We start from the raw sequence: 19308 nt of genomic DNA on the forward strand, positions 1-19308 counted from the left end.
ATAAAAAAGGTGATTAAATGGTTTCTATGGGATGTGCAATTAGTGAACCTGGAAGTAGTCGTAAAAATAAAACAGGTGGTTGGAGAACTTTTAAACCAATCCTTGATAAAGATGCTTGTGTAGATTGTGATAACTGTATCATGTTCTGTCCAGAAGGATGTATAAACAAGGACCATGATATTGATTATGATTATTGTAAAGGTTGCGGTATTTGCAATGTAGAATGCCCAGTTCAAGCTATTAAAATGGAAATAGAATAGATTGATTAATGATTGATAAACTAATAATTAGCTTATTGGTTAATAATGATTTAGTTTTCGATAATAATAATTAATTATTCTTCTGGTAATAATAATTAATTATTCTTAAGCTGATAATTGGATAGAGAATATCTATCATTTAATAAAATAAGATAAGTGGAGAAAATTTTATGGCAAAAGAAATTATGACAACAAATAGAGCAGTTGCTGAAGCTGTAAAGTTAGCTAAACCAAAAGTTGTTCCTGTTTACCCTATTACTCCTCAAACTACTATATCTGAATATCTTGCACAGTTTGTTGCAGATGGTGATTTAGATGCAGAGTATATTAGAGTAGAATCTGAACACAGTGCGATTAGTGCTACTTTAGGAGCATCTGAGGCAGGGGTAAGAGTGTTTACTGCTACTTCATCTCAAGGATTGATGTTAATGCATGAAATATTATTTGCAGCTGCAGGTATGAGAGCTCCAATAGTAATGGCAAATGCAAATAGGGCAATTTCTGCTCCATTGAATATTTGGAATGATCAACAAGATTCCATCGCACAAAGGGATGCGGGATGGATTCAAATTTATGTAGAAAATGCACAGGAAGCATTTGATACCATTCTTCAATCATACAAGATTGCTGAAAATGAAGAAGTTATGTTACCTGTTATGGTATGTTTAGATGGATTTATTTTAACTCATACTGTTGAACCAGTGGATTTACTAGATCAAAAAGATGTAGATACCTTCTTAGGACCATATGTTCCTAAATTTGCATATTTAGACCCTGAAAGACCAATGTCTTTAGGTAACTTTGCAGATCCTGGATATTATACCGAAGCAAGATATGACATGCAAGTAGCTATGGATAAATCTATGGATTTAATTAAGGAAGTAGGTGCAGAATTTGGTGAAAAATTCGGCAGGGATTATGGTCTTGTAGAACCATACTTATGTGAAGATGCCGAAATTATTATTATAGCTATGGGTTCAATGTGTAGTACAGTAAGACATGTTGTAGATGAATTAAGAGCTAAAGGTGAAAAAGTAGGTCTTCTAAAAGTTAGATCTTACAGGCCATTCCCCTTTGAAGAAATTGATGAAATTGTTAAAAATGCTGATAAATTAGCAGTACTTGATAAGAACTTCTCATTTGGTATTGGTGGAGCACTTTTCGCAGACTTAAAAACTAAATGTCACAAAGAAGCTTATGGCTTTATTTTAGGATTAGGTGGAAGAGATGTAATTCCTGAATACATTGAAGAAGCTGTAGAATTAACTAAAAACCCAGTTAAAGAAGTTACTTGGTTAGGCTTAAAGGAGGATGAATAGGATGAAAATTCCTGAAGAAGAATTATTGGCACCTGGACACAGAGGTTGTGCTGGTTGTGGAGCTTCAATTGGTGTTAGACTTGCTCTTAAAGTATTAGGAAGAAACACTGTTGTTGTTTGTGCAACTGGTTGTTTAGATGTTATGACATCTCCTTATCCTGAAACTGCATGGGAAGTCCCATGGATTCATGTTGCTTTTGAAAATGCAGGGGCAGTTGCTTCTGGTGTAGAAAGAGCATTAAAAACACAAGGAAAAGAAGATGTAAATATCGTTGCTTTTGGTGGTGACGGTGGTACTGCAGATATTGGTTTACAATCTTTATCTGGAGCTATGGAAAGAGGGCATAATATGACTTATATCTGTTATGATAATGAAGCTTATATGAATACTGGTATTCAAAGAAGTGGAGCTACACCTTTTGGTGCATCAACAACTACTTCTCCAGCAGGAAACTTAAGTTTTGGTGAAGATAAACCTAAGAAAAATATGGCTTTCATTATGGCAGCTCATGGAATTCCATATGTGGCAACAGCTTCTATAGCTTATCCTGAGGACTTTATGAAAAAAGTTAAAAAAGCAGCTGAAACTAAAGGTCCTGCTTATATTCACTTACAACAACCATGTACCACTGGTTGGGGATTCAAACCTGATCAAACTATTCAACTTGGAAGACTTGCAGTTGAAACTGGTGCTTGGGGATTATTTGAAATTGAAAATGGTGAATTTAGAGTAACTTACAGACCTCAAGAAAGAAAACAGGTAATAGAATACTTATCTGCTCAAAAAAGATTCAAACATCTTAAAGAAGAACAAATTAATGAAATACAAGAATTCGTTGATAATCAATGTGAAGAATTAGGTATCTAAGGAGGGTCTCTTTTGGAGAAATTAATAGTAGATAATGAATTATGTGATGGATGCTTAGATTGTGAAAAAGCATGTGAAGGAGTTCATGGAGTTCCTAGAATCACTATTCATGAATTAGACGGTTCTTATTTCCCTATTCGCTGTCAACAATGTGAAGATGCTCCTTGTGAGATTATTTGTCCAACTGGTGCAATGAGTAATTTAGGAGTGGATGTTACTAAATGTATTGCTTGCGGTTTCTGTGCAATGGCTTGTCCATTTGGTGCAATTACTATTCAATATAGTAATTCTCATAAATGTAATCACTGTGTAGAAAGAGAAGAAGGTCCTGCATGTGTTCAAGCTTGTTCTAAAAGAGCAATTGCGGTTCATGATATTTCAAATGTTATTAAAAGAAAACAAAGAGAACACATTGAAAAAATTAGCAGTTTGGATGAACCTGCTAAGAAAAAAGGTCTTCTCAGTGTTATTACAACTGATACAAGAGCTAGAAAATCATTAGATGGAGATTAAGAGGTGTGAAAATGGATGAATTAAAAGTTACTCCCGAACTTTGTGTAGATTGTGGACTTTGTGAACGTAATTGTCCAAATAATGCAATTCGTGTTCATGATGGGGTCCCTTTATTCTGTATGCATTGTAGTCCTGAAAAAGCACCTTGTCTTGCAGTATGCCCTAAAGGAGCTATTGTCGCTTTAGGTGGTGCTATTACAATTAAGCAAGAAAAATGTATTGGTTGTGGATTATGCCATAGTGTATGTCCCATTGGAGCTATTACCATCAATGAAATAGGTCAAGCTACTAAATGCGATCTTTGTGAAAATTATGATACCCAAAAATGTGTTGAAGCTTGTCCAACTCATGCACTTACAAATGATGCAGAAAAAATAATTCATGATAAACAAGAAAAAATGTCTGAGGGATTTAAGAAAATTCAAGCTTTATTAAAATAGGCTAGTTTTGTTTATTCAAAATTTAACTAAAGATTTTTAAAGATTCATTCTTTAAAAATTCTTATTTTTTATTTATTTTAATCTAGCTATTTTTAAATCTTTAAAAATTCTTATTTTTTATTTATTTTAATCTAGCTATTTTTAAATCTTTAAAAATTCTTATTTTTTATTTATTTTTAATCTTTACTATTTTTTTTAAACTATTTTTATTTCTATTTTAATTAATGATTTTTATATTTTTTTTAATGATTTTGTTATAAATTTTAATAAACTATTTTAATAAATTATTTAAATAAATAAATTAAATAGTTTTATATGAGATTTATTTAGAAAATTTAAAATTTAATTATTATTCTTTAAATGTCAATTTATGTGATTTTATGATAAGAGAAAAACAAATTGAAGATACTATTTATCAACTTTATAAACAAGCGGCAATCGTTCTTGGAGATGATGTTAAATCTGCACTTGAAGAGGCTCTTATTCGAGAGGATAGTGAGCTTGGTCAACTGAATATTAAGGCTATCTTAAAGAATATTGAACTTGCTGAAGAAAAGTCAATTCCAATGTGTCAAGATACAGGTCTTCCTATAATTTTTGTAAAACTTGGTAATGTCAGGGTAGAAAACCTTTATGAAGGAATCAAAAAAGGTGTAGCAAAAGCAACTTCAGAAGTACCTTTAAGACCAAATGTAGTAGATTCAATTACACGAAAAAACTCAGGTAATGTGGGAGATAAAGTACCTATTATAGATATTGAACTAATTGATGAAGATTATGTAGAATTTACTATCATGCCAAAAGGCTTTGGTTCAGAAAACAACAATGCCCTTAAAATGGCATTACCTGCAGAAGGAATTGAAGGTGTTAAAGACTTTGTTGTAGAAACTGCATTAAAGGCAGGTGGTAAGCCATGTCCTCCTATTGTTGTAGGTGTAGGAATTGGTGGAAGTTCTGATATGGCTTTAAAATTAGGTAAAAAGGCACTTTTAGGAAAAGTAGGAGAGCGTAATCCAGACCCAACAATTGCAGAAATGGAAATTGAATGCCTTGAAAGGATAAATAAGGATGGAAAAGGGCCAATGGGTCTTGGTGGTAGGACAACTGCACTTGATGTTAAGATTTTAAAAATGGATACTCATACTGCAGGGCTTCCAATTGGTGTGGTAATTCAATGTTGGGCAGATAGACATGCAAACGCTCGTTTAGAGGATAATTAAGAATTCATGAATTTTTTGATTTTCAAAAGATTTAATATAAATAAAATTTATAGTATCATTAAATAAGATTTTTAAAATTTATTTCCCTTAGGTGATTATGATGGTAGTTACTGTTGAAGATATTCAAAAAAGGATTATTCCAATTGTTATGAAATACGGTATTAATAGCATCAGTCTTTTTGGTTCTTATGCGAAAGGAAATGCAAATGAGGATAGTGATTTGGATTTCGTAATGGATAAAGGGGAATTAAGAGGTTTAATTCAATATATGTCCCTAGTTGAGGATTTAGAAGAAGAATTCAATTGTCATGTCGATTTGGTATCTAAAGGAAGTTCTAATAAAAATTTTTTAAATGCCATTAAAAAGGATGAGGTATTATTGTATGAACGAGAAAGATAAAAAGACAGTTGAAAGCATTATTTTCTATTGTAATCGTATGCAGGCCCATGTGGATCGCTTTGGGGATGACAAAGGGATTTATTTATCTGATATTCAATTTCAAGATGCTTGTTCTTCAGTTATAATAAATATTGGTGAATTTGTTGGAAGATTGTCTGATGAATTCAAATCAGAATATCCTGATATTCTTGGAGCAAGATTATTTGTATGAGAAATATACACGCTCATAATTATGAATCCGTCATTGATGAAATTATTTGGGAAACTATTCAAGAAGACATACCTTATCTTAAACAATATCTCGAAAATGTTTTAAATGAATGAATTTTTACTTTTTTTATATTTCTGAGGAATTTTATGATACTTATTATAACTGGACACTTGGCTTATCCTTTAGTAAAGGAAATGGCTGATAAATCAAGTAAAGAAACGGTAGTTCATATAGCAGAAACACAAATAGCTGCTTTTTTAACTCCTAATCAAATAATAAAAGAAATACATGAGTATTTCTCAGATAGGTTAGATGATATTGACTTGATTTTAGTTCCTGGTTTAATAAGAAAAGATACTTTTTTAATTGCAGAGGAATTTAAAATTCCTTGTTATAAGGCATCTACTGATGCAGCTGACCTTGCTATGGTTTTAGACCTTGTAGATGATTTAGAATTATCGCAGTCCACTCCTGCAGATAAACTCATTATTGAAGAGAAGAAAAAACAAGCTTTAAAATTCATTGAAGACTTTGAAAATGATATGGAAAAAAGAGATGAACTCTTAAAGAAGGAAAATAATATTCTTGTTAGAAACCTTCCAGTAGGTGAGGATTTCCCAATGAGAGTATTATCTGAAATAGCAAGTGCCCCTATTTTATCAAAAGAAGAATTAATCAGAAAAGCAGAGTTCTTTGTTGCTTCTGGTTCTGATATGATAGATATTGGTATGATTGCAGGTGAAGATAGATCTGATGAAATACCAGATTTAATAGATACATTAAGACCTATTGTTGGAGATAGGCCTTTAAGTATTGACACCTTAAATCCTAAAGAAATTGAAGCTGCTGTAAATCATGGGATTGACTTGGTTTTAAGTTTAGATAATGGTAATTATGCAGAAATTCTTCCATTATTGAAAGAGAAGAATGTTCCAGCTGTGATTTTGCCAACCAATTTCTCTGAAGGCTTTGTGCCTCATAGTCCAGAAGAGCGTGTTGAATCTATGAAAAAACTAGTTTCAAATTGTGAAGGTATTGATCTAGTATGTGATTTGATACTTGATCCGGTAAATAGTGCAAGTATTGTAGATTCTATTATTTCATTTTATGATTTTCATAAACTTGATAAAAAACCAATGTTCTTTGGAATTGGCAATGTTATTGAACTTATGGATACGGATTCTGTAGGTGCAAATGCATTACTTGCAGGTATAGCTATGGAACTTGGTGCAAGTATTCTATTTACTCCTGAAGAAAGTGGAAAAACTCATGGTAGTGTAAGAGAATTGGCTATTGCTTCTAAAATGATGTTTTTAGCTAAAAATAGACAATCTATTCCAAAGGATTTAGGAATTGATCTTCTTGTATTTAAGGATAAAAGGAAAAGATTTGATTTAAAACAAGAGGATTATGAAGTTCAGATAGTTAAACAGGAAGAACCGATGAAATTTATAAGGGATAAAGCAGGTAGTTTTAAAATAAGAGCAGAACATGCAACATCTGTTAAAGATTCTTTTCTTCTAGTAACTCACTTTAAGAGAAATCAAGCAGATATAACTTTTAAAGGGAAAACAGCTCGTGAAATCTATGAAGAAATCATTAAAAAAGGATTAGTTACAAGGATGGAACATGCTGCATATTTAGGTAGTGAATTACAAAAAGCAGAAATAGCTATCTTAACTGGAAAGGAATATGTTCAAGACTTTGACTTATTCAAAGATCCAGAGGAATTTATCCAATAATATTATTTACTGATTTTTTACTATTTTTCATGAAACTTTTACTGTTTTTCATGAAACTTTCACTGTTTTTCGAAATTTTTTACTATTTTTCAAAATTTCTTATAATTTTCATTAATTTATTAATTTTTTCTAATCTATTTTTTTAAAATAAGAGCACTCTAATGATTTTTTTATTCCTAATTAATTTAAGGTAAAATGAATTAAGTTGAAATGAATCTAAATTTAAAATGTTTTTTAATTAAACTTTTTTTAATTAAACTAATTGTATTAGAAAAAGTAATTATCTATTAATAGTTTTAAGATTATTTAAATATACATGGTGCAAATGCAAATCCCTCCAAAAAGGAGGGTAAAAACAAAAAATAATGCAATTAATTTTTTAATTTTCATTCTATCACATGATTATTTCTTTTTAATGGATTATTTTAATAATTATTATTTTACAATCCAAATCAATTAAATCATTGAAATCTATTAGTTTTTATAGTATAAAACAATAAATTATTTATATAAATTAAACAAATATTTAATATACTATATACTACAATATATATTTTTTATATTTTTTTAATTAAAAATTTGTTATGTATTTAAATATTTTCTTAAAATCTATTATAATTTTATATATTAAATTAACTAAAAAAGGTTTTTAAATGACAGATGAAGAATTAGCTATAAATGAGATAGAAAAAAAGCTTGAAAGTACTGGATATATCTCTAATAATGAAATTAGTACTGCAGTCTTTTTGTCTTTATCTTTAAATAAACCGGTCTTAATTGAAGGACCTCCTGGTGTAGGTAAAACAGAACTTGCAAAGGCTGTAGCTCAATCTTTAGGTAGGGACTTCTTTAGGATTCAATGTTATGAAGGAATTACATTCGAGCAAATTGTTGGAGAATGGAATTATCAAAAACAATTATTACATCTAGAAGCTTTTAAAGGAAGTAAAAAAGGTGAAGATTCAATATTTGAAAATGATTTCTTTATAAGAAGACCACTTTTAACTTCTTTTATGAATAACAACCCGTCCCTTCTTCTTATTGATGAAATTGATAAGGCTGATGAAGAAGTTGAAAGTTTCTTACTTCAAGCTTTAGGTGAAAAACAAATTACTGTAAATGATTTAGGTACTTTTGATTTGCAAAATGATTTAGTAGTAATGTTAACTTCAAATGCTCAAAGAAATTTACTTGAAGAAACAAAGGACAGATGTTTGTTTTTATATATTTCTTATCCTTCAGTTGAGCGTGAAATTGCTATTGTTAAAGCGAGATTGCCAGATGCAGAAAATGGTTTAGTTAAAAAAGTTGTTAATATTGTTCAAAGAATTAGATCATTTAACTTAAATAAAAAACCATCTGTAAGAGCTTCAATTGATTGGGTTCACTCTGTAATGCATTTAGATAAAGATTATAAAAATGTAGATGGTGCACTTCAAGAAAGTATTGGAGTAGCTATTAAAACAGAACCAGACAAAGCAAAAGTTATGAAAGAAATTTTTAATAATGAGTTTGTAAATGACTAGAATTTAGTTAAATATTTTAATAATGAGTTTGTAAATGACTAGAATTTAGTTAAATAATTCTAATCAGTTTAACTAGTTTAAAAATATCTTGATTATTAATCTATTAGTTAAAGGTTTTAACATGAAAGAGAGAATAGTAAGATTATCAAATGATTTAAGAGGTCAAGGAATGCCTGTAAGTATTAGGTCTACTCAATCTGCTATAGATACCTATAATATCCTTGGAGATGATGATTTAGACATTTTAAAAAATGCCTTTAGATCCATTTATGTTAAAAGTAAATATGATATTCCTAAATTTGATGAATCCTTTGATGGCTTTTTTGTTAAAAAACAAGTGAAATCTTTAACTGATGAACTGAATAGAGCTAGCAAACCTAGTAGTATGAAGGGTAAACTTTCTCAACATGAATGGAAAATCACTAAGCAAAATGGTTTAGGTGGACAAAAAATTCAAATGGGTGCAGAACAAGCTATGGAATACTTTGCAGGAACACCAGTTCTTGAAGAGAGAAATAAAGATTTGGCTCGTGATAATGATATTTTAAACAGTGAATTATCTAAACTAAATAAATATGATGAAAGAATATTTGAACTTTGTGTAGAACTTGGTCGTAAAATTGCAAATAAACAATCAAGAAGAAAAAGATTAGCTCGTTCAAATAAGATTGACATTCGCCGTACTATGAGACAAAATATGAAGTATGGTGGAGTACCAATAGACTTAGTTCATGTTAAAAAGAAGCCACATAAGAAACAACATTTATTCTTAAATGATGTCAGTGGATCTTGTGAATGGATTAGTAGCTGGTTTTTCATGTTGATGTTTGCATGTCAAAAATCATTTAAAGACTCACGTATGTTTGAATTTGATAATAAAACAATAGAAACAACTGAGTTTCTTAAAGAAAAATATATGGTAAATGCTTTTGCTGAGATTAGATTACTACGTATGCGTAATATGATGGTTAGAGGAACATCTAATATGTTTACTGCATTTGAATCATTTATGAAACAGGTGGATATAAGTAACAAATCTTATATAATTCTTCTTTCAGACTGTAGAGATTGGGCAGGTCCAAAAGTTAATGGTATACCTGCAAGTGTTGAACTTATTTCTAAAATGTCAACTATGGCTAAAAAAATAATTATTTTAAATCCAGAAGATAAAAAGAAATGGGATGTAGTAGATAGCTGTGTTTCATTGTATAGGGGAGCAGGTGCTCAGGTTTATGAAGTAAGTACACTAAATCAGTTAGCAGAGTTTGTAGCTGATATGTAATTAAGAATTATTTTGAATAGTTTAAAAACCATTTAAAATATTTCAGATTTAAAAAATATATACAAAAATATTATTAATCTTATAAAGGATGACTTTAAAAAATACCTATAAAAATATTATTAATCTTATAAAGGATGACTTTATTATGGAATCTTGTACTAAATGTGGAAATCCAAATGTTATTATTAAAAGAAAGGCCTCTGGACAAGCTTTATGTAAAGATTGTTTTATAAAAAGCATTGAAAAAAAGGTTATTCAAACCATAAAGAAAGAAAACTTTATTGAAAAAGGAGATAAGGTTTTAGTTGCTTTATCTGGAGGAAAAGATAGTGTAGTAACTCTTGAAATTCTTAATTCTTATGCTGAAAGACATATTATAGAATTATGTGCAGTAACTATTGATGAAGGAATTGCAGGTTATAGAGAAGAAGGGGTTGAAATAGCTAAAGCCCATGCTAAAAGATTAGGAATTCCACATAAAGTTGTATCATTTAAAGAAAGTTTTGGAATTGACTTAGATGAGATTATGGCTCGTGATGACCATAGAGGATCTTGTACCTACTGCGGTGTATTTAGACGTTGGATAATTAATAGAGCTGCAAGAGAATTTAAAGCAACAAAAATTGCTACAGGTCATAATTTAGATGATGAAACTCAAGCTATTTTAATGAATTATTTAGAGGGAAATACTGAAAATTTAGCAAAAATAGGTCCTAAAACTGAATCTAAAAGTGAATTGTTTACTGTAAAAATTAAACCACTTAGAGAAATTCCAGAAAAAGAAATTGGTCTTTATGCATTAGCCAAAGGTTTGGATATTCATTTAGCAGCTTGCCCTTATGCTCAAGAATCTTTTAGAATGGAAGTTTCTAATATTTTAAAAGATTTAACTAAAGAACATCCGACAATAATGTATTCTACACTTAGAGGATTTGATAAAATAAGGCCAGCTATTCGTCAAGAATTAGCTCATGATTATGAATTTGATAGATGCAAACGTTGTGGAGAACCATCATCTAATAAGCTATGTAGAGCTTGTACATTCTTAGAAGAATTGGGAAAATGATATTTTGTGGAGATTGTACATTTTTAGAAGAATTGGGAAAATAATTTTAAAAACTTATAAAAGTGATTCATATGAATTTTAAATTTACTATTAAAGACAAAACAGAAGAAAGGTCAACTGATAAAAAAATAACCATTAAAGACCTTTTAGATGATTTAGATTTATCTTCAGAAACTATGGTATCTAAAAAGAATGGAAATATTGTAGTTGAAGATGCTTTAATTGAAGATGAAGATGAAATAGAATTTATTCAAATTATCTATGGAGGATAATGGGATTTTTTAAAATATTTAAATTAGTTTTTGGATATTTTGATTATTATCATAAATATTTAAATTAGTTTTTGGATATTTTGATTATTGTTATGATTTAAAAATTTTATTCTAATTTATTGGTAGTGATACTATTAAAGTTTATTACGAATGTGGGGCCTGTTTTTTAAGACAAGCTAAAGAGGCCATTGAACTTGCAACAGATGATGAAGAGTTAAAATTTAAATTAATTAAAGATATTTTATCCTTTGTTGGAGAAAATTTCTCTAAAGAATTGTCTTCAAATGCTACTGGAACTAGGATTCATCAGTACATTAAAAAGGAAACTGGATGCTTTGATCCTTATATTAATGAAAAAAAGCAAGGAAATGAAATTGCACTTTCTTTAATGCCGAAGGTAAGAGAAATTTTAAAAGAAGATGATAGCTTGGAAACTTATGTTAAAATAGCTATTGTAGGTAATATTCTTGATTTTGGCGCCTTTGATTTAGGTACTGATATTGAATCATTAATATTTGAAGGATTAGAAAAAGAATTAATAATAAACAAGATTGATGAATTTGAAGAGGCTTTAAAAAAATATGATAAAGTTCTTTATTTGGTAGATAATACTGGAGAGATTGTTTTCGATAAGCTTTTACTTGAAAAAATCAAAGATTACGGTGTTGATATTACAGTAGCAGTTAAAGAGAATCCTATTTTAAATGATGCTTGTATGGAAGAAGCATTAGAAGCAGGTCTTGATGAAGTAGCTAATTTAATAACTACTGGATCTGATTCTGTTGGTGTTGTAGAATCTATGATTTCCGATGATTTTAAAGAATATTTGAAAAATTCTCCTTTTATTATTTCTAAAGGAATGGGAAATTATGAAGGATTAACCGAGATGAACTTAGAAGGGCAAGATGTTTTTGTATTGTTCTGTACTAAATGTAATGCTATTTCAAAAGATTTAGGTGTTAAAGAAGGTTCTCATATTTTAACTACATTATAAACTTTCAAATAAATAAATTATAGTTTTAAATATGCAGGTTATTTAATTATTATTTAATAATAAATTATAGTTTTAAATATGCAGGTTATTTAATTATTATTTAATAATAAATTATAGTTTTAAATATGCAGGTTATTTAATTATTATTTAATAATAAATTATAGTTTTAAATATGCTGATTATTTAATTATTTAATCATTTTATACATAATGGTGATGGTATGAAATTTGGATTTATAGGTTTTGGTGAAGTATCCTACACTTTATCAAAAATATTATTATCTAAAGGTTTTGAAGTTTTAACTTCAACTGAAGGTAGGTCTAGTAAAACAAAAGAGTTAGCTAATGCACTTGATATAACTGTTCTAGATAATTTTGAAGAGGTAGCTAATAATTCAGATATTTTAATTTCAGCTAACACTCCTCAAAGTGCTTTAGCTATTGCTTTAAAATATGGTTCATTAACAAATGGAATATTTTTAGATTTTAATAATATATCCCCAAACACTGCAAAACAAATTGGAAATTATCTTGGTGATGAGCATTTTATTGATTCAGCTATTATGGGAAAAGTAAAATCAGAGGAATTAAACATATTTTTTTCAGGTAAACGTGCTCAAGAACTTGCAGATGTTATTGAAAGGGTTAGAACTAAACCTCCACATAATGATAATGTAAAAATAAATATTAAAGTTGTTAGTGAGGAAATAGGGGATGTTTCTAAATTAAAAACTCTTAGAAGCTCTTATACAAAAGGAGTTTCAGCACTTCTTATAGAAACATTTGAAACAGCTCAAAAATTAGGATTAAGTGAAGATTTATGGCAAATATTATCCTTAACTGAAAATAGAGATTTTGAAACCTCTGCTAAGTCACGTATATCTAGCTCATATAATTCATCTAAACGTAAATATGAAGAGCTAATAGAAGTTTTAGAATTTTTAGATGACGTTGATGAGAGAAGAAAAACTAAGATTATGGCTTTAGCTACTAAAGAAAAATTTGAAAAATTAAAAAATAGAGAAAAATAAGAAATAATTTAATAATTATGGATAGTTATTTTTACTCTATAATCATTTCTTTTTTTTTTAATAATTATGGATAGTTATTTTTACTCTATAATCATTTCTTTTTTTTTTTAATAATTATGGATAGTTATTTTTACTCTATAATCATTTCTTTTATTTTTAATCAATTCTCCACTTACTGGAATATATCTAGAATCTAAAATATATCTTAAATATGTAACTTCTTTGGATGGTAGTTTTAAATTAGTTTTTATTTTAATCTTTTTTTCTTTTATCTCACATGAGATTTTATTATCTTTATCAATGAATACATTAGCATCAAGTCCTTCATGAACTTTTTTTGCCTCGAATTTAGTAAGATTAAGGCCTGCTTCAAGTGTCATTAGAGGATTCAATTTTAAATCGTGTTTTTTTCTGAATTTTTCGTTAGCTTCTTTTGCAGATACTCCTTTATCCACTTCTTCAGCTACATACCATGCTCTTTCAATGATTTTATCAACATTCTGTTCACTTGGAATAACTCCTTTTTCTTCGTAATCCCTCATTAACTTTAAAACTTCCTCTTTTCTAACTTCTTCTTCAATACAAGTTGCTGCAAGACGAGTCATTACTGGACCATAATCTGCTCTTCTAAAGCTTGCCCAAATGGATTCTTCATCCTCTTTATAGAATCTACCTTCCACAATTTTATTAATTACTTTACCATTTAAATAAGCAATGTTTGCCAGACTGGACCTAGAATAAGTATTCATTTTATGTTTTAAGACTTTCATATTCCTTTTTCCAGGAATTGTACCATTATCGATTTCTCTTTCTAAAATTTCAATCGTTGTTTTAGGAAGTAATTTTTTTATATCATCACTTATAACTAAGTTATTTTTAAGAATATCTTTTCTAATAAATCTTCCAGAGATTTTTCTTGGAGATGTGACTTCTGGAATAAGATGGAAATCAATTTTACGATTAAACTTCTTTGATAAAAATTCATTTATGGCATACCATCTAATTACATTACGGTTAGGAAAATCTTGAGGCATTCCAAGAAAACTACCTTCATCAATAAATCTTTGAGCATAACTTTTAACTTGATTTAAACTAATATCTGCTGCTGTAATGTAGTCTGTAACTCCATCTTCATGCATTTTAGCAAGTCTTATTGGAACGCTATAAGATAAAATAAGTCTGTGGTGTAATCCTTCAATAGCAATTACTTTATCTGCACCTAATGCAAGAGCCATTTCCTCTCTTGCTTCAAAAGGTGTGAAAAAAGGGGCATGATTTGCACTATATCCTTTGTTCATATAGATAACTACCTCGCTACCTTTTTTATCAGCTATTTCCTTAGCTTTTTTAATTAATTCTTCATGTCCTTTATGAACTGGATCAAAGTCTGCACTGATTGATATCATAGTTTATTTCCTAATAGCTTAATTTAAAAATAATTAATTTTAATAAGTTTCTACTATAAAAAAAGATTTTTAATTTTTAAGATAATTTATAAAGAAGTAGTTTATGAATGAATAATAGTTTAATTATTATTCATTTATTATTCATATCAAAATTTTATTGATGATTAATAACCATCATTTAATAGGTTTAATACTCCAGTTACTAATAACCAGATTCCGATTAATGAACCAAGAATAAGTGGATTGTTAATGTAGGTTCCAATAATTATGTATATTACACCTAAGACTATTCCTAATATTCCCATCCAGAATCCATACTTGTTGTCTCTGTTTCCAACGATGATGATTAAACCAATTATAATTAGGAATATTCCTGCTAAATAAATAGTTAAAGCAGTTAAAAATGTAAATATGCTTGGATTAAAGATTAACCCTAAACTTATTATTAACATTATTATTCCTAAGATGGTATTTAATAATCCTTTTGTTGTATTATATTCTACTTCACTAACTCCATTGGTTAATAAGAAGATTGCAAGTAGTAAAACAGATAATCCGAGAATATTAGATGCTGCAATTACTCCAAGCATTGGGAATGAAATGATAATAATTCCTAAAATAATTGCAATTATGCTTATTGTAGTTTGTTTATGCAAGGTTTTTCCTCCTTATTTTTTTTTTAATTTGGCTAAAATTTATTATATTTATTAATATATTTTATTATACCTATTTTAAATTTTATAATTTTTATTATTTATAAATATTTGAATATTTTTAATATAATCATTTTTAGAATATTTTTCAATATAATTATTTATGAAATATTTTTAATATAATCATTTTTAGAATATTTCTTAATATATTATTTTTAGAATATTTCTTAATATATTATTTTTAGAATATTTCTTAATATAATGGCAAATGTTTTATAGGGGTTTTAGATTTATTTAAATCTGAGAATTTTACTTCTGCTACCCATTCCTTTTTACATTCACAATCATATTCAATTTGGCTTTGGTCAAAGTTTGAATCAATTATTCTGTATTTTAATTCTTTATTACATTTCTTACAGTTGTAAGGGCCTCTTCTAGAACCAAATCCTGAAGTATCCATTAGTGCTGGAATTTTTACATTTTGCCTAATTCTGTTAATTACCTCAATAGTTGACCAAATCCAAGGAGGTTGATAAGACCCTCTTCTCCAAAGTCTTTCAATCAATGTTCCTCTATGGATTGTTGCAGGACAACATGAAACTCTATCCATACCTATATTTTCACAGTAACTTGCTGTTTCAATTGCTTCTTCGATTGCTTCTTGTTCGGAGGTTAATATAGGTTTAACAAATATATATCCTTTAGATTTAATATTATAGTTTTTTTTATATTCTTTGATTAGCTTTATTGCTTTTTCAAAGCTTTTATTACTAAATCCTTTGTTAATTTTATTTAACCTAGTTTCTTCATTAGAACTTTCTAAACCGATACTAATTTCAAATAATTTATCATTTATAATATCGAAGATTTCATCTAAAACTTCTTCTTTAACATATTCCGGTCTAGATTCTACAACAATTTCGCTGATTTCTTCCATATTAGCTAATTTGTTTAATATATGATCTCTTGCTTCCTTTGGAACTTCTTTAGGATTAAGAAAGCTTCCACTTGCAAAGAGCTTTATAGCTATTTTATCACCGTTTTTATAATCTTCACCATAATCCCATTTATTTAATTCTTTTTCAAATAATTCAATTATTTTAGAATTTTCAATTGGCTTAAGATAACAATCTGAGATATAACTGCACATGGTACATCCACCACTTGGTCCAAGTGCCCATGAACAACCAGGTGTAGGTAAGATTAAAAATATGGTTTTTCCTTTTCCAGAATATAAAAGATCTTCCTGATACCAGCTTGTAGAAAGCCTATCTAATTCTTTAGGTTTAGCATATTTTATTGACTTATCCCTTATTTCTTTTGTTAATTCTCTAATTTCCATTTTTTCTAACCTAATTTTTTATAATTAACATTCACATTAATACATTACTAATAAAAACATTTTATTTAATAATTACATTTTAATAATAGTATTTTAATAATTGTATCTTAATAATTGTATTTTAATGATAGTATTTTTATAACACTATAATTTAATTGTTGTTTTTTATTTATATTTTTTATTAATTTCAATAATTTCTTATCTTTTATTTTTCTTTTTAATTAATCAGATAAACTTTTAATTTATTAGAAGATTTTATTAATAGAAGATTTTATTAATTTTATTTTTATTTCTAAACTATCGCATAATCTTTTAAATCAAGATATATTATTAATAATTTAATTAATATTTTCTTGGAATAATATTAAATATTCTATTCTATTGAAATTAATTATTTATATTTTAATTTTAATTTCATTATTAAAATGTAGTTTATTTTAATATTCTATAAGAATTATTATTTATTTTGTATATTCTATTAAGTCTTATCAATTTTTTAATAAGATTTTTCCACTTTTATATTTTTTAATTTTTTTTTAAAAAAATTAATTTTGCACTAATTTTTATAAAAAAATTTATTATTTGTTTATTATTTTAATAAAAAATCAAACAGTTATGATTTAATATATAAATCTTTCTATATTTTTTAAATAACAAATACTTTATAAGCTAGATAACATAATAAAAATTGGTGATAAATATGAAGTTCGGTATCGAATTTGTTCCAAATCAACCTTTGGATGAAATTGTAAGTTTAGTAAAATTAGCAGAAGATGTCGGTTTTGAATACGCATGGATTACTGATCACTACAACAACAAAAACGTATATGAAACCTTAGCATTACTTGCAAATGCAACTGAAACTATTAAATTGGGTCCTGGTGTAACCAACCCATATGTAAGAAGTCCTGCAATTGCTGCTTCTGCAATTGCTACTATTGACGAAATTTCTGATGGAAGAGCTACCTTCGGTATTGGTCCTGGTGACAAAGCTACTTTCGATTCATTAGGAATTGAATGGACTAAACCTGTATCTACTATTAAAGCAGCTATCGCTGATATTAACACATTATTAGCAGGTGGAAAAACTGAAGGTGGAGCAGCATTAGGTGGAGTAAAAGCTGTACAAGAACACATACCTATTTACATGGGTGCACAAGGTCCTAAAATGTTAGAAACTGCTGGTGAAATTGCTGACGGTGTATTAATTAATGCTTCTAACCCTAAAGATTATGAATCCGCTATGCCTATGATTAAAAAAGGAATTGGCGACCAAGATAAAACATTTGATGTAGGTGCATACACTGCTACTTCAATTGGTCCTGACTCTGATGCAGCTAAAAACGCAGCAAAAATCGTAGTTGCATTTATTGCAGCAGGTTCCCCACCTCCAGTAATCGCAAGACATGGATTACCTGATGGATTCAACGAACAAATGGGTGCATTCTTAGCTAAAGGTGACTTTGGTGGAGCTATTGGTGCAGTAACTGATGAAGCACTCGATGCTTTCGCTGTATGTGGTACTCCTGATGAGTTTATTCCAAAAATTGAAGGCTTAGCTGAAATGGGTGTAACTCAGTATGTAGCAGGATCTCCTGTAGGTAAAAACGTAGAAGAATCTATTAAATTATTAGGAGATGTAATTGCTAGCTTCTAAGGAAGCTACAATTCCTAATTTTTTAATTTTTTCTTTTTTTTTAGCCTCATTGATTTAACAATTGTTATATTTTCTTAAATCTTATTTCCCTTTTTATCAATTTCTATTTTTTTAAAAAGATAGCTTTAATTAATATTTTATAATATAAGTTATAGTTTATAGTTATATTTTACATTTAATTTATATTAATTTGAATTATTTTAGATTGAAGAGTCTATAAATTAAATAATAATTATTTAGTGACAAATAATAGTGACTAAATATTAGTGATTAAATACTAGTAAAATTTTCACTTTTTAAATAGTGTCTAATACGTTTTTAAATGGTATCTAATAAAAATAGTTAAATTTATATATTAGATGTTATTTTCTTTTTTTTAAAAAATTCATAAACTTTAATTTTGCATTGAATTTTTTTCTTATTTTTTAATAATAGTTTTTATTATTTTAAATTTAATCAGATATTATTCGTTAATTTTATATATTAACTATAAATATCAATTCTTTTTTTTAAAATATAAATATTAAATAGTTATATTAATTTTAATTATATTTGTATTTTCTATTTCAAATTTAACTTTCGATATGCTTATTATTTTAAATTATAATATACCTATAAGCTTATATTCATATATGATGGATTATTATTCATTTAATTAGTTATTTTTTCTTCATTTGATTTTTTTAATTTTTTAATATTTTTTCTACTATTCTTCATATTTATTAAATTTTTTAAAATTAGTAATACTTTTTAATAATTGATTATTTTTTTTATTTGTCTTATTTTTTTAAATTAATATATTTGGCCAATTCAAACTTTATATTTAATTTTATAGATATTGATTTATTTATTAAATAAAGAATTATTTTTTGCAATTGTTTATTTTTATTTTTGTAAATGTTGTAACTTTCTTTATTAACTGTGCCATGTGTTTATGGCGTTGGTCTAAGTATATGTATTTACATTACTATGATGACTGCTTTTCCACATATGGCTAAATTTATGTTTATAAATTTATTATTATAAAATATTAATCTCGTATTAATAGCATTATATATATTCGTGAGAACCTGAGTTTTTTTTACTTGGTGTTTGATGTTGGTAGAA

20 protein-coding genes are annotated in these 19308 nt (G+C 27.7%); 17 read left to right on the top strand and 3 right to left on the bottom strand.

Annotated elements, in window-relative coordinates; all coding sequences use genetic code 11:
- Nucleotides 1–17: 17 nt before the first annotated feature.
- The 16 genes from porD (at nt 18) to BM020_RS04985 (ending at nt 13143) form a co-directional block, all read left to right on the top strand.
- Nucleotides 18–260, top strand: a complete 243-nt coding sequence (gene porD, locus BM020_RS04910) for a pyruvate synthase subunit PorD (protein ID WP_067145471.1) — start codon at nt 18–20, stop codon at nt 258–260.
- A gap of 170 nt (nt 261–430) precedes the next feature.
- Nucleotides 431–1579 (top strand): pyruvate synthase subunit PorA, encoded by a 1149-nt coding sequence (gene porA / locus BM020_RS04915; protein ID WP_074798437.1) that lies wholly within the window; start codon nt 431–433, stop codon nt 1577–1579.
- Between the two features lies 1 nt (nt 1580).
- Complete coding sequence (gene porB, locus BM020_RS04920; protein WP_067145474.1) at nt 1581–2447, top strand: pyruvate synthase subunit PorB; 867 nt, start codon at nt 1581–1583, stop codon at nt 2445–2447.
- Nucleotides 2448–2459: 12 nt separating this feature from the next.
- Nucleotides 2460–2960: a 4Fe-4S dicluster domain-containing protein gene (locus BM020_RS04925; protein WP_067145476.1), complete on the top strand. Its 501-nt coding sequence runs from the start codon at nt 2460–2462 to the stop codon at nt 2958–2960.
- An 11-nt stretch (nt 2961–2971) separates the two neighbouring features.
- A complete protein-coding gene (locus BM020_RS04930) occupies nt 2972–3400 on the top strand; it encodes a 4Fe-4S dicluster domain-containing protein (RefSeq protein ID WP_067145478.1) in 429 nt (142 codons plus the stop codon).
- Between the two features lie 380 nt (nt 3401–3780).
- Nucleotides 3781–4620, top strand: coding sequence for a fumarate hydratase (locus BM020_RS04935; protein WP_074798439.1), 840 nt, complete (start codon nt 3781–3783; stop codon nt 4618–4620).
- Nucleotides 4621–4720: 100 nt separating this feature from the next.
- Nucleotides 4721–5020 carry a nucleotidyltransferase family protein gene (locus tag BM020_RS04940; protein ID WP_074798441.1) on the top strand — a complete coding sequence of 100 codons (300 nt, stop codon included), beginning with the start codon at nt 4721–4723 and terminating at the stop codon, nt 5018–5020.
- Entirely contained in the window at nt 5004–5231 is a 228-nt protein-coding gene (locus BM020_RS04945; protein ID WP_074798443.1) for a ribonuclease HepT family protein, read from the top strand. Before BM020_RS04940 ends, BM020_RS04945 begins: the two co-directional genes overlap by 17 nt.
- Entirely contained in the window at nt 5228–5344 is a 117-nt protein-coding gene (locus BM020_RS04950; protein ID WP_083405374.1) for a HepT-like ribonuclease domain-containing protein, read from the top strand. The genes BM020_RS04945 and BM020_RS04950 overlap by 4 nt, the downstream gene beginning before the upstream one ends.
- Before the next feature lie 33 nt (nt 5345–5377).
- The gene (locus BM020_RS04955) at nt 5378–6973 is read left to right on the top strand and encodes a dihydropteroate synthase-like protein (RefSeq protein WP_074798446.1); all 1596 of its coding nucleotides are present in this window, start codon (nt 5378–5380) and stop codon (nt 6971–6973) included.
- 653 nt (nt 6974–7626) lie between these two features.
- Entirely contained in the window at nt 7627–8499 is an 873-nt protein-coding gene (locus BM020_RS04960; RefSeq protein WP_074798449.1) for an AAA family ATPase, read from the top strand.
- A 121-nt stretch (nt 8500–8620) separates the two neighbouring features.
- Nucleotides 8621–9781, top strand: coding sequence for a VWA domain-containing protein (locus BM020_RS04965; protein ID WP_074798451.1), 1161 nt, complete (start codon nt 8621–8623; stop codon nt 9779–9781).
- Nucleotides 9782–9926: 145 nt separating this feature from the next.
- Nucleotides 9927–10847, top strand: coding sequence for a TIGR00269 family protein (locus BM020_RS04970; protein WP_067145492.1), 921 nt, complete (start codon nt 9927–9929; stop codon nt 10845–10847).
- A 71-nt stretch (nt 10848–10918) separates the two neighbouring features.
- A complete protein-coding gene (locus BM020_RS04975; protein WP_067145494.1) occupies nt 10919–11119 on the top strand; it encodes a MoaD/ThiS family protein in 201 nt (66 codons plus the stop codon).
- Nucleotides 11120–11252: 133 nt separating this feature from the next.
- Nucleotides 11253–12113: a damage-control phosphatase ARMT1 family protein gene (locus BM020_RS04980; protein WP_074798453.1), complete on the top strand. Its 861-nt coding sequence runs from the start codon at nt 11253–11255 to the stop codon at nt 12111–12113.
- Nucleotides 12114–12333: 220 nt separating this feature from the next.
- Nucleotides 12334–13143, top strand: a complete 810-nt coding sequence (locus BM020_RS04985; RefSeq protein WP_067145497.1) for an NAD(P)-binding domain-containing protein — start codon at nt 12334–12336, stop codon at nt 13141–13143.
- A gap of 107 nt (nt 13144–13250) precedes the next feature.
- On the opposite strand, the gene BM020_RS04990 is transcribed toward BM020_RS04985, so the two are convergent.
- The 3 genes from BM020_RS04990 to BM020_RS05000 all read right to left on the bottom strand — a co-directional run bounded on the left by BM020_RS04990 (nt 13251) and on the right by BM020_RS05000 (nt 16544).
- Nucleotides 13251–14549 carry an adenylyltransferase/cytidyltransferase family protein gene (locus BM020_RS04990; RefSeq protein WP_074798455.1) on the bottom strand — a complete coding sequence of 433 codons (1299 nt, stop codon included), beginning with the start codon at nt 14547–14549 and terminating at the stop codon, nt 13251–13253.
- A 164-nt stretch (nt 14550–14713) separates the two neighbouring features.
- Nucleotides 14714–15205 (bottom strand): DUF308 domain-containing protein, encoded by a 492-nt coding sequence (locus tag BM020_RS04995; protein WP_067145501.1) that lies wholly within the window; start codon nt 15203–15205, stop codon nt 14714–14716.
- 250 nt (nt 15206–15455) lie between these two features.
- Entirely contained in the window at nt 15456–16544 is a 1089-nt protein-coding gene (locus BM020_RS05000) for an archaeosine biosynthesis radical SAM protein RaSEA (RefSeq protein WP_067145503.1), read from the bottom strand.
- A gap of 700 nt (nt 16545–17244) precedes the next feature.
- On the opposite strand from BM020_RS05000, the gene mer reads away from it, so the two are divergent.
- Entirely contained in the window at nt 17245–18201 is a 957-nt protein-coding gene (gene mer / locus BM020_RS05005; protein ID WP_067145505.1) for a 5,10-methylenetetrahydromethanopterin reductase, read from the top strand.
- The last annotated feature ends 1107 nt before the right edge of the window (nt 18202–19308 follow it).

This window comes from Methanobrevibacter olleyae (genome assembly GCF_900114585.1).
Classification (GTDB): domain Archaea; phylum Methanobacteriota; class Methanobacteria; order Methanobacteriales; family Methanobacteriaceae; genus Methanobrevibacter; species Methanobrevibacter olleyae.